Raw genomic sequence first — 12,710 nt, 5'->3', positions numbered from 1 at the left:
ATCCGGCAACCATACCGGGCAGCCCAGTCTGTCAGTACCCGAACGAGCGCCCTTCGGCATTGTCAACCACCAGCTTGAATGTCTGCACATTGTTCACGGCAGGGGCATTGTATTTATAATCATCCCGTCCGGTGTACTTCTTCATGATTATATTCAGGGCCCTGACCTTCTCATCATAATCCTCTATCATGTTTATGCGGCCATGCAGCAGGACCGAACGGTATTTCATGAAGTAGCTGCAAGCAACATTCTCATGGCGCCCACGAAGTTCATGGTCAGTGCTGAAGGCAGCACATACACGGTTATTCTTTTTGAGAACATCAAACTTCTTTCCCCCGGGGCCGGCATGAAGATAGAGCTCACCATCATGGTAGCCGAAGTTGAACGGCAGCACATAGGGCACACCTCTGTCATCAGCCATCGCCAGATAACAGACATCACATTTGCCGATAATTTCTTCGATGTCCTTGTTCCTTAGATCTGTTTTGGGTCTCATCTGTATAAAGCAGGTTATTTTTTTCCCTGAAATCCGGTTTTATCTTTATCCTCTCCGGGATCAGAAATAAAGAGTTCTCTCAGCCTTCGCACCTCTTTCCAGAGCACACCCAATGTAAGGATAATAAGCAGAAACGATCCTGCCAGGGATATCCACTCACCGACAAAGTACCCCCTGGGCCTGAACCTGAACTCTATCTCATGCTCACCCCCGGGAACGGCCATTGCCCTAAGTATGTAGTTCACCCTGAAATGTTCGGCAGGTGTTCCGTCGATATAGGCCTCCCATCCTGCATCATAATAAACCTCGGAGAATACCGCCAACCTGGTTGATCCGGTCCTGGCGGAGTATACAAGGTGATTAGGACTGTAGGAAGTAAGTTGAATATAGTCGCCGGCATCATCCGGTTCAGCCTCTGTAGCCATATGCTCATCCACATCATCACCTGTCACAGGCTCAACCCCTGCCTCTTCGGCCCGGTCGCCGACCGTGCCCCGGGCAGCCGAAGCTATAAAATGTACATGCTCTTCGAAGCGACGGTCAACTATCGCCTCCCTTAAAGGGTCAAAATCATAAAGTGCCTCGATCTCCTGATCAGCATTTTCCACTACCCTTACCGTATCGACAAACCATGCATTACCAAGTGCTCCGGGATTCCTGAACGGCTGGGGCCGTCCGTTCTCCCCGGGGCGTATCAAATATTTTGTGTTGAGCATGTTCAGTACCGCCATGTTGTTCCGGCCCAGGTGGTAATCGATAAGGTCCTGGTAGCGTCCCATCTTCGCACCATGATAACCACCTATTGAATTGTGATGAAAAGAAGTTACAGCATCGTTAAACGGACTGCGGGTGGTATTGAATACACGGTAGTGCAGATCATCATCCCGCAGTATCACCGCATCAGCTTCCGTCTTCAGGAAAGGTTGCTGGATATGGCGCTGGGTAACAAATTCATCACTGCTCAGGAAACGCCTGCCCACTCCCCAGAGATCAACCAGTATTACCAGTGCGGCTGCCAAAGCAAGGTATTTGGCTGATATCCATCTCTTCAGAAAGATGTAGACCAATCCTGCACCCAGGGAGATGAAGACCAGCGATCTCAGGGCATCCATTCTCAGAAGCCTCACCCTGTCAGCCTGCAATGCATCAATCATAATGTCCGGCCAACCTGCTGCCGCAAGCTGATTGTCTATATCACCTGAAAAGCTGAGCAGCAATCGGGGAGCAACCAGGAATAGCAGAGTTACCCCTCCGGTAATATAAAATGCTTTCCTGAGCGCATCCATAACCGAGGGCCCCCTGTTGCCCTCAATAACCTCTTTCAGGCCCAGTATGGCAAGCATCGGTATGGTGATCTCTGCAATCACAAGTATCATCGACACGGTCCTGAACCTGTTATATCCGGGGAAATAGTATATGAACAGATCCGACAGCCAGGCAAAATTGTATCCCCATGCAAGTGCCAATGACAATCCCGTTGCAACCAGAAGCCACCATTTATACTTACCTTTCACCACTATAAGACCCAAAACAAAAAAGAAGATCACCACGGCACCTATATAGACAGGTCCCGCCGTATAACGCTGTTCCCCCCAGTAAACGGGTGCCCCTGCAACAATATCGCGTGCACCGGCCACCCCGTGTTCATTCAGTACCCGGTAAAGCTCTGATCCTGTTCCAAGATCGTATGAAGATGCCCCTCCCTTAAAGTTAGGAATAAGCAGGTTCATTGTCTCAGCAATGCCATAGCTGTAGTCATTCAAAATATAATCCCTGTCCAGTCCCCCGGTCCTGACCTCCTGCCTGGTTGTCAGCTCAGAAGGCCCCCGCATGGAATACTGCCCGTATTCCCATACAAGGTACATATTGGTAAAGTTGGATGCAACCGCAAGCAATACAGGAATAATCAGGATCAGAAGCGTCCTGAAAAAATCAGGCAGCAGTCTCTTTCTCACAGCATGGACAAACTCAAATATCCCGTAGATTAAGACAATAAGAAAGGTATAGTATGTTATCTGCAGGTGATTGGTAAAGATCTGAAGGGCCAGGAAAAGGCCCAGCAGCACGGCTCCCAGCATCACCTTCCCCCTGAATGCCAGGACAATGCCCGCCAGGATGGGGGCCATATAGCTCATAGCATGAGCCTTGGTGTTGTGACCCGCCACCTCTATTATAAAGAAGTAGGTTGAAAAGCCAAATGCAATCGCCCCGGCTATTGAGAGCCAGGGATTCACCCTGAATGCAAGCATCAGCAAATAAAATCCCAGCATGCTGATAAACAGATATTTTGCAGGCACGGGTAGTCCGAGAGTCAGAAGCCTGTCAACATACCTTACAAGATTATAAGGGTATCTCACCGAGATCAGGTAGGCCGGCATACCGCTGAACATGGCGTTTGTCCATAATGCCTCCTCACCGGTCTCCTCCCTGAATTCGACTATCTCCCGTGCCATACCCCTGAACTGGGTAATATCGGGCTGCATAAGCTCCTTTCCTTCAAGGATCGGATAGAAAAAGGCAAGCGTAACGGCCAGAAATACAATAAATGCTGTAATGTGCGGCGTGAATTGCCTGAAAGGGATGTTTAGGATCTGTGCTAGTTGCATATATCAGTCGTCTAATTCTTCATAATCGACATATTCGCCGTCGTCACGGGTTATAATCTTATCCTTGCCGGGCCGGTACCTGATTGTGACCTCTCCCTCCCTTTCCTTTCTTCTTTTTTCCCTCATCTGTTTCTCATAATCCCTCCTTATCCTGTTGGACATTCTGGTCGCAAAGAACCTCACAATCCAGGGAAACACATACCTGCTGAGGAGGCTTGATATAAACCACACCAGGAAAAAAATAATTACAAACCGGATCAGTCCCATCAAAATACACGTTAAAGCCTACAAAGGTAATAATAATTTTACAGGAGTGTAAGCAACAGCAGGAGCGATGAAGTTACCCGGACACTGTGAAATACTGAACCGCGGCCCCTTGTTAAGAGCATCATGCTTTAAAAGTATACCTGACGGATTAACCCGCGTTACAGGTCCAGTATAGTAAAATCCACTCTCCTGTTCCTTTCCCTTCCCTCAGCAGTCTGGTTACTGGCAACTGGCCTGGAGAAGCCATAACCTTTTGAAACAACCCTTCTGGCATCTATCCCTTGTGAAATAACATATTCGGCCACAGCGAAAGCCCGGCCCTCTGACAGCGCCAGGTTCAATTCAGCTGAGCCTACATTGTCGGTATGCCCTCCAATCTCCACTGTAACGTTAGGGTACTCCTTCAGAAATTCGATCAGAGCATTGAGCGACCGGAATGATTCAGGCATAAGCACAGAGCTTCCTGTCTCAAAATAGATATTTTCAATCTCGATGGACTGGCCAACCTCCAGGGGGGTAACATAAAAATTCCGTTTTATGACTGTCATCGGTTCTGCAGCAGTAAGATCAACAGCCTCCAGGCGGTTATAAAAGTTAACCAATTGGGGGATCAGATCATAATTGAACCCCGCTGGCAAGCTGAGTTCATAGCCTGCATTTTCATGATCGTATTTAAATGCAGGTGACTCGCGCCCGTTGACCAGCATCCTGACATCATAACCCGGTTCGAGATACCTTCCTGTTTTGGTATTGACAACATTACCGGCCAGTGTTACCATATCTGCACCAATCCGCTCCGCCAGCACATCCTGTTTGATAACGGCATGTTCCTCTTGTGATGTAAGGTCAATCCTTGCATCAATTGTCCGGTAGTTATTTGCAGACACTCCCAGAATATAATTTCTACCGAAAGGCAGCCTGACTGAATAGGAACCATTTACCGGATCTATATATACCGTGTCAGCCTTTTCACCATTAATCATGAAAACAGGTTTAGCCTCCACATCAATCGGGGTCATCGACCTGTTATCAAGAACCTGTCCGCTCAGTTCAACCCAGGGCGCCGAAGTCATCCGAAGCTCAATATTCCTCTCCACAAATGACTGTTCACCCCTTACATCAACAGTGACAGATTCAGATGTGAAATTATCAGCTCTACCTGAAAAGATATAATTTTCACCTAGCGGCAGCCTTGCGCGGAAAGTCCCGTTACGGAAATTATAATGAACCGAATCGGAAATCTCCCCGTTTACCAGTACATCCGGATTCCTTGATGCCGGCATTGGCGCTCCTGTCCGGCTGTTCACAAGCCTTCCGGTCACCTGCACAAAAGGAAATTCCTCAAACAGTTTTATGGTGAATATTTTCGCTGTCCCGGGTTCGGCGGATGTCGAACTGTACCATGCCCGGCTACCATCTGAATTCATTATATAGTAGGAGTTCCAGAACGGACTGTTAATTGTATCGTTAAGCCTTACGGGAGGTGACCAGTTCATGTAGGTGTCATCCAGCTTCTCAACAAAATAGATACTCCTGTTGTTCCGGTCATTGTCGATTCCGGCCGAAAAATAGAGTTTTGATTTGTCTGAAGTCAAAAAGGGAGCCTCAGGGCTGATCAGCCTTTTTCCTTCGAAACGTTCCAGCCTGATCCCACGAGGCTTTGTATAGCTGTTATCAGGATTGCGGAGTGAAATATAGAGTGACGACCGGCGGCTGTTATACCTCCTGGAAAATGAATGAACAAGTACCTCACGATCGGGTGTCATATATGCAGCACTGACTTTCCCCCTGCTCATCCTGTTGAAATTTCTTACATCTAAAGGCCTGGGAGCACTCCAGCCATTATCGTCTGTCCTTTCGATCACAGAGTACCCGTTGTTAACGCGGAATGTGCCACTCCTGCTGAACTGTCCGAGTATCAGGTATGACTTTCCGTCATCAAGCGCCGAAAGTATGGCATTATACCTGCCGATATTGACCGTTTCTGGCAATCGCCGGGCTTCCGACCACGATCCGTCCTGGCGCAGTTCGATATACCACACATCCTGACTGTCCCTCTCCCCGAACCTGTTCTCCGGGTGGTTTATACGACTAAAATAGAGCCTGGTTCCATCGAAAGATATCACAGGATTAATATCGCTGAAACCCACACCTGTGACATTGACAAGGCTTTCAGGAACATTCAGGGCCTGCCCTCCGGCAGGCGGTCCGGATAAAATGGTTATATATAATATTAACCCGATTGAAGCTACATATTTTCTCATGCCGGCAGAACAATTTATTATATGTCAACTATTTAATGATATGGCAATCCCTGTACGGGGGTGACCCTGCCGAATACCAGGTTCATCCCAACCCTTAAATTAAGGTTTGTAAAAGTGAACGGATCCACTACTGGTGTATATAGATTGTCGGCCAGCAGATATATCTGGAAGGGCCCCGGCTTGATGATCATCCCAAAGCCGACATTCGATACCGTTCTCTGGTTGGCCGATACAGAAAGCGCCAGGTTAAGAGCCCGGCCGACACCCTGGGTAATGCCGACTGATACAGCTGGATAGAATCCCCTGTTAATTACCGAATAGAAATGGGCTCCAACCTGCGTACGCGGAGCAAGCTGATAATCGGCGGCAAGGTAGAATCTCGGGGCAAGCCAGGTGCTGTACCTGACATCGGCCGTTTCCGAAGATTCAAAATTACCGGCAAACTGCTGCACCAGGGTATCGGCATCTATTTCATTACCCGCAAGCAATTCAGTCAATATGTCAAAACCCGCAAAATCAGCTCCGCCCTTCAGATCCAGTACTTTTGTACTGTCGCTCCAGGAGATAAAGCCCAGGTTACTGAAAGCGAATGTAAACCTTGTCCGTGAATCAAGATCATATGCAACACCCCCGCTCAGAGCAAATCCCGGATTCCGTGTCCGGAAAAAGTATTCAAAAATTTTATCAGAATCGCTAAATTGCTCAAAATTTGCATTCTGGAGAGAGTCGCCGGGGATCCCTGATGTCCGCAATGTAACATCACTCACTGCAGAAAGGGCATACATGTCATCGTCAAACCTGACCTCAAACTGCTTTGGATTGAGATAAATATTGGTAAGTCCGAATAAAAGGCTGGCCCTCCCTCCGAATGTCCACTGATCCCGTTCGGTCGAGGCCCCGAAGGTGTGTTCCCTGTAAAGTGATGTGTTAATCCCAAGAGGTGACAGGTCCATGGCTTTGCCGGAATACTGGGTGTTGCCCTCAATTGCAAGACTGAAAAGTGATTTCGGATAGAAGAAATTCATCTCTCCGTTCATCCTTGCTGCGTACCAGAAGTTCCAGTTATCTATGCGCATTTTGAGGTGAAACAGCTCAGCACCTGCATTTGCATGCAGCATATTGCGGTTACGCAATTGATCCTCAAGTTTGTCGGGGGAGATAATCAGCGTCCTTCCGTCTATTTCAAGAAACGATCCGGGTACAAACCCGTTATGAATGACCTGGAAGTACACCGAAGAGACTCCCGGCAACCCTATGCTGAGGGAGTGTTCAGACCTGAGCGTGGGGTTCAGGTAGGTGGACTGGAACAGGTTGTGCATAAAGGGTAGGGTAAGCTCTGATTGCGCTCCGGCATTCAGCCCCAGGCACATTATCGAAAATACAACAATTGATCTTTTCACGGTTCTGTTTATCATCTGTTTAGATTAATCAATTTCCGGTGGTATCAGGATTAACTGTAATGTCCAGTGCAACCGATATCTGGATTGTTACCGTTTGTGATGCCAGGATGTTCACTTCCCTTTGGCTCTCGGTACCCGTATCAACCCTTAGCACAAACTCGGTCTTGTCGGATGAGGCAATCGCATCATACTTATCCCTGGAAAGCTCAACAACAGTAAGTTTCTCCCTTTCGGTCCCGGCAACGGGGTTCCCGTTCCCGTCAATGTCAGGGCTCTCGATTATATTCTCCACATCTTCGTCAGTATCAAACAGTGATGCCAGGACATTATCATGCTCATCAAGAAAGCTGGCCTGCAGGGCGAATGTCAGTGGCAATCCGTTTACGGTTTTAAGCAGGAGAGCAACCTTGTAATCATCGACCAGATCAATTGAATCGAACTCGGGCCAGGTAAGGCCTGAAATAACCTCGCTGAAACGCAGGTTCTCAATACTGCCCGACAGGGGTATCTCAACATCCATGTCTATATTGAATGAACTGGTGTCACTGACATAAAACTCATGGGGGTCAACATAGGTCTGGTCAGTATCACCTATATTGAAATTCCCCGAGAAGGATATCTTATTGGGACTGAACGGTAGTACCTGCTCTATATTTGAATTTTCGGCATCCAGCCTGAATAGTCTCGATGCGTAAGGCAATTCCTCCGTACCGAAGGGCAGATAATTACTCTCACCCAGAAGCAGTGCATCCTCCAGGTCTGTCCCGGTGTTTTCCAGGTACCTTATCTCATTGTCATAATTCTCAAATCTGATCTCATCTATAAGAACAGAAGAGGGTGTGCCGAATGATGTCCCGATATCAAACTGCAGGGCAGGATTCTTCAGGAATATCTCCCCTTCTATTACCGATGACAGTGCACCCAGGTTGATCTCCTGGGCAGGCAGCTCTATATCATGATATATCAAGCCTGTCATCCTCTCAAATTCAACGGAGGAAAACCCGAAACGAACAGCGACATCCCCTGAAACACCCGGGGCAGAGCTTACACTTACCCCGTAACTTATGGAGTTGTATACGGTATCTGTGCCGTCAATCACAAACATATCAAGCACTGAGCCAGAAAGATCATAAACATGCCTGCTTACGTAGGGGTCATCTGACCAGTCGCTTACCGCAACCAACCCGCCAGGTTGTTCAGTTGTCCTCAGGGAGGTAAACATAAGCTCGGCGCCAACATCGTCAATCCCGCTTCTTTCAAATTCAATCCAGAGTTCGCCTCCGCTCAGATCAATCCTTTTAATCTCCGAATCGCTGCCAATGGTGGCATAATCATCCAGGTAAGTCTCAGAAGAGCTCTCTGATATGGGGATTAAGAGGCCAAATTCCCTGTCGGGCACATTGAAAGTATTCAGATCCAGTTCAAACTGAAAATTTTCACTCACCTGAAGGATAATGCTGTCATTTCTGACCACTATGACCGAGCCGGGATCAGCAGACTCAAGGAGATCCTTCAGACTCACGGAGGAATTTACAACAGGGAACCCGAATGAGGGTGAAAAAGACTCTACCCTTACCTCTTCGATATCTTCAAAATCATTCAGGTAGCACCCGTTCACTATAAACAGCAGCGAGGTAACTACAGCTAGTACAAAATATTTTCCCATATATTCAAGATTTGCCTTTTGGTTGTCACAATGAATATCCATATTCGTGATCATGTTCGTGTTTGCCTGAAACTTATCAAGGATGTTTCTCCTGGTTGATTACTTCGGTTTAAAATCCCGAAAAAAAATCACAAAAACAGAACAATTCTTTGTCCAAAACGTTTAACGTAGTATAAAAAATGTTAAAATTATAAAGCTAAAGATATAAAAAAACCTGCATCCAACAGCCGTTGCACAATATTTCTGTTGGTATGCCTGCATCTCCGGCAACAGGAAATCAGCAGGTTACGATTATGGCAAGTAAGAAAATGAATATATATAATCATCAATTTTCCAAAGTTGGATATTGAATCCATAATTTTGTTCTGATCTGACACCTCCAAATGACAACTAACTGATCTATTAACCAAAAAACCATACTATTTTGAAAACAAAAATTCTTAAAATTACCGTTCCCGCAGCAATAATGGCGTTAATGACGTTGTCCTTTACTGCATGCGATGAGTTTGCCCCAACCATTAAGGTGCCCTTTGAAAGTGATTCTGAATTTTCCATAACATCAGAAGAACCGGCTTTAAAAAGCGGTGAAAGCTATCCCCTTCTTCATGAATGGGTCTATACTGAAAGTATAAGCTCCCTTATCACCGAAAAGGGCGGTAATCCCGAAAAGATCAGGGAAAGCAATATAACCGGTGTGACTTTCACCCTGGTAAATACAGATGCAGGAAACCTTGCAGATGTCATCTCGCACCTGGAGCTTAAGATAGACGAGCACCCCCCGGTGAGTCAGACCCTTGTTGCCAGGTCTTCTGAGATATCCGCCAACAGCATATCTTTTGAAATCATTCTCGATGACATACTCGATTATGTAGTTAACGATGGCGGAATGACTTTCAGCCTCTATGGCGTTGCCGACAAAGAAGCCATTGAGGAGGATCTTGAAGTTAAAATAAGCGTTTCGTCAGAGATGGTGGTACAACTCCTGTAAAGATGCTTTCAGCAGTTCCTGCCAACCCGGCCCGTTCGGCTACTTTCACGCTGCCGGTGAATAACATGACCCGATCATTTTGAAAGAGGCTGTCCGAAAAGGGCAGCCTCTTTTCAGTATACAGTGTAGTTGTAAAGGAAGTTATCGTCAGAACCGACAATCAGGTTGAAATTGCCCTGTCCGGTTTGAAAGAAACCAATCGTAAACAATGAGCTGCCACGGAGGGGGAACCCGTTGTAGATTTCACCATTCGCGTTAAAAAGGAATATCTGCCCATCGCTTTGTGAGACAACTCCGATTTTCCTGTCCCTTGCTGAAAAGTGGTAATAGGCCGGCACATGAGTTATTTCAGACGGGAACTCATGACTGAAGATCGGCAGTCCGTCATTACCATATACATCCAGACGGTTACCATCAATAAAGATATAGTCCTTCTTCCCGTTTGCATTCACATCCTGGAAATCAAAAAAATGTCCTGAAGAATACTCTCCCAGTTTCACCACCTCGGTTGTCCCCTCAAGACCAATATGCCATACCAGCCCCAGGGTGTCGGTTATTGTGATCCGGGGCTCGGAAGCCGGTGTTCTTCCCTCAAACACTATGTTGTTATGCCCTGAAACGGGAAACACTTTGTCGGGCCTTAGCCTGATGTTACCCCTGCGGTCAAGAATGTAAACCCGGTGCCTGTCAGCAAATACTATATAGTCTCTTCCACCCGACCTTATATGTTGTATCTCATGATAGACATTGTGCTCGGTCCTTCCGAAGTTCCAGCCAGGGATAATGTTCCCGTCACCGGAACGGACTACAACAGTGCGGTCCTCACAGGCAACAAATATCCGGTAGTCCCTGTTTCCCTCATAGTCAAAAACCGATATACCGTTGGTGGCCGGCGACGGAAGACGGACAGGGTATCTGCCCACATCATTACCGTTACGGTCGACCAGGAATATCTGCTCGCTCGTATTGAACAGCATCTGCAGCCGGTTGTTTTTGTAAAGGTCAATCTGGTATACATTACCCAATATCCTTCCGGGCAGCGGCCTTTTCCACAAAATGCGACCGGCGCGGTTTATCAGGTAAATGTTGTTCCTCTCATCCTGGACGAATATCTCGTTCTCCCCTGTATTATGATTTACCAGCAGGTGAGGCTTGAAATCAATAACCGTATCAAGCAGGGTCTGCCATTCTGTGTGTGGCTCCTCTGTCACCACCGGGGAGTATCTGAGCGAGATATTATTGTACAGCATATCGTTGTCGGCGCTGAACTGAGCCGATAACGCCTGGAACTTCCTTACCGGTAAAGGATCATCTGCAATATTCCCGGCAACATCCTCTCTCAGTAACCAGGTTAGCAGTCCGGCCGATCTTGGCAGATCGGTATAGAACCACATATTGCTCTGCGACATCAGGTACCCCGAGAAATCCCTGAAACGCCTGTCGGCACTCAGGGTCTGGTTAAGCACGTTGGCATGTATGAACTCCGAAAGGCCGTTTACCGACTCACCAAAGACCAGGTAGTTGCCCACAAATGTGTACCACAATGTTTGGGCCGTTCCAAAAGCCTTGCCTGACAGCAGCTCGCCGGTCTGTGTAAATGGAAACCTGAAAATGTCGAATGACGTTTCACTATCCACCCTGTAAACCTCACGATAGTCATCCCTTCTTCTTCCCTGCTGACCTGCATGATGATCAAGAACCCTGCCAAGAGCCTCCCCGGCCAGTGAACTGCTTCTTGTCCGTACCATCAGGAATGATTCCCCCTCCGTTCCCGGCGATTCCCAGCCGGTCATAACCATTACAACCTCCCCTTCCATAAATGACTGGAATAACGGGAAGAATCCGGTTCCGGCGGTAGTTCTGAACTCTTCCTCCAGTCTACTCAGGCGTTCCTGCCTGCCGTTATTCCCATTCCATCTGCGCAGATTTTCATGAAACAGATTCACATCGCTCATTCCCAGGGCCAGGAAGGCCGAAGCATTACCCGGTATTACCTGCAGAGCACCAGTAGTTACAGGTGACTGGCCCTTAAACAGATCAAGATAACTATCCCCTTCCCTGCATGCCCTTGAAAACCCGTTCATCAGCATCCCGTCAGCACGCAGGTGCAGGTCCAGTTCAGCCCAGTCACCCAGGGTCCCGCCAAGCAACAGCGAATTCCTTATTTCTCCGCCGCTCCATGTGGATAAATACCTGGGCAGGTTACGAAGGTTGACAAAGATATTGGCAGCAACGTTCCTGCCTGTTGAAGAATATACTTTCATGAAATAATCGTCATCGAAGATCTTGTCGCCCACTGCAACCTGGTCTATTGCATTTTCCAAAAGCACAGGAGAGAAGCTGAAAATAAAAATACCTTCGGTAACGGCCCAGGAGAAATTACCAGAATGGCGATCACCGTACATCGTAACATCATAGATCCTTACACGGTTGTACAGCCGTTCGCCTGTCATGGCCCGGCCATCAAGCAGGGATCCGGCAAGCTCTTTCAGTTCAGACACTTCTCTCATTCCCGACACCGAAGTATAAAATACCGGCTGGTAGCGGTCCCTTCCCGATGGATGCATTGAGAGCAGCAATTTCCGGTCCCTGGCAAGCTCTGCAGCGTCAGGGTTGGCGCCGATCAGAGAATCAAGGTACCTCACACCCGTCAGGATCCATTGGTTGCCGGTTATCTTTTCCAGAGCTGACCACATATCGCTCCCTTTCTCAAGAGCATCTGCAAATGAGGGAAAATCAGAAGTTCGTATCACCACAGCAGCATCCGGAGCAACTGCCCTGATAGGATCCCCGCCCGTTAATGCAGTCCCCCGAAAAAATATCCAAACCCCTATGATAAGCGCAATGGAAGTAATAATAAGGGTAGCAAGAAGAATTCTTTTTATCATCGTCATCCAGGTTTCACCAGAATACCCTTTTCAGTGCGTAAAAGTACATTTTTTTTGGTGTATAATCCACCGGCATCTCATTCACAAAATCCCCAAAAACAGATTAATTATCAACACCTGACAGGTGATTAAAAA

8 protein-coding genes are annotated in these 12,710 nt (G+C 47.5%); 1 reads left to right on the top strand and 7 read right to left on the bottom strand.

All coding sequences use genetic code 11. From position 1 onward, the window contains the following. Positions 1-31: 31 nt before the first annotated feature. The 6 genes from EA408_07870 to EA408_07845 form a co-directional block, all read right to left on the bottom strand. Positions 32-496 (bottom strand): pyridoxamine 5'-phosphate oxidase family protein, encoded by a 465-nt coding sequence (locus tag EA408_07870; GenBank protein TVR71979.1) that lies wholly within the window; start codon positions 494-496, stop codon positions 32-34. 14 nt (positions 497-510) lie between these two features. Next, positions 511-3,102 (bottom strand): hypothetical protein, encoded by a 2,592-nt coding sequence (locus EA408_07865; GenBank protein ID TVR71978.1) that lies wholly within the window; start codon positions 3,100-3,102, stop codon positions 511-513. A gap of 3 nt (positions 3,103-3,105) precedes the next feature. Continuing rightward, on the bottom strand, positions 3,106-3,369 hold the full coding sequence (locus EA408_07860) for a DUF4834 family protein (GenBank protein ID TVR71977.1): 264 nt from the start codon (positions 3,367-3,369) through the stop codon (positions 3,106-3,108). Between the two features lie 158 nt (positions 3,370-3,527). After that, positions 3,528-5,633 carry an OmpA family protein gene (locus EA408_07855; GenBank protein TVR71976.1) on the bottom strand — a complete coding sequence of 702 codons (2,106 nt, stop codon included), beginning with the start codon at positions 5,631-5,633 and terminating at the stop codon, positions 3,528-3,530. 32 nt (positions 5,634-5,665) lie between these two features. Next, complete coding sequence (locus tag EA408_07850; GenBank protein ID TVR71975.1) at positions 5,666-7,048, bottom strand: hypothetical protein; 1,383 nt, start codon at positions 7,046-7,048, stop codon at positions 5,666-5,668. 13 nt (positions 7,049-7,061) lie between these two features. Next, positions 7,062-8,741 carry a hypothetical protein gene (locus tag EA408_07845; protein ID TVR71974.1) on the bottom strand — a complete coding sequence of 560 codons (1,680 nt, stop codon included), beginning with the start codon at positions 8,739-8,741 and terminating at the stop codon, positions 7,062-7,064. Positions 8,742-9,174: 433 nt separating this feature from the next. Here EA408_07845 and EA408_07840 point away from each other — a divergent pair, with 433 nt between their 5' ends. Continuing rightward, the gene (locus EA408_07840) at positions 9,175-9,687 is read left to right on the top strand and encodes a hypothetical protein (protein ID TVR71973.1); all 513 of its coding nucleotides are present in this window, start codon (positions 9,175-9,177) and stop codon (positions 9,685-9,687) included. Positions 9,688-9,800: 113 nt separating this feature from the next. On the opposite strand, the gene EA408_07835 is transcribed toward EA408_07840, so the two are convergent. Further along, entirely contained in the window at positions 9,801-12,581 is a 2,781-nt protein-coding gene (locus tag EA408_07835) for a DUF3352 domain-containing protein (protein TVR71972.1), read from the bottom strand. Between the last annotated feature and the right edge of the window lie 129 nt (positions 12,582-12,710).

The sequence above is a fragment of the Marinilabiliales bacterium genome, assembly GCA_007695015.1.
In the GTDB taxonomy this organism is placed as follows: domain Bacteria; phylum Bacteroidota; class Bacteroidia; order Bacteroidales; family PUMT01; genus PXAP01.
Note: the sequence above shows the minus strand (reverse complement) of the source record. Positions and strands in the feature narration are given on the sequence as shown.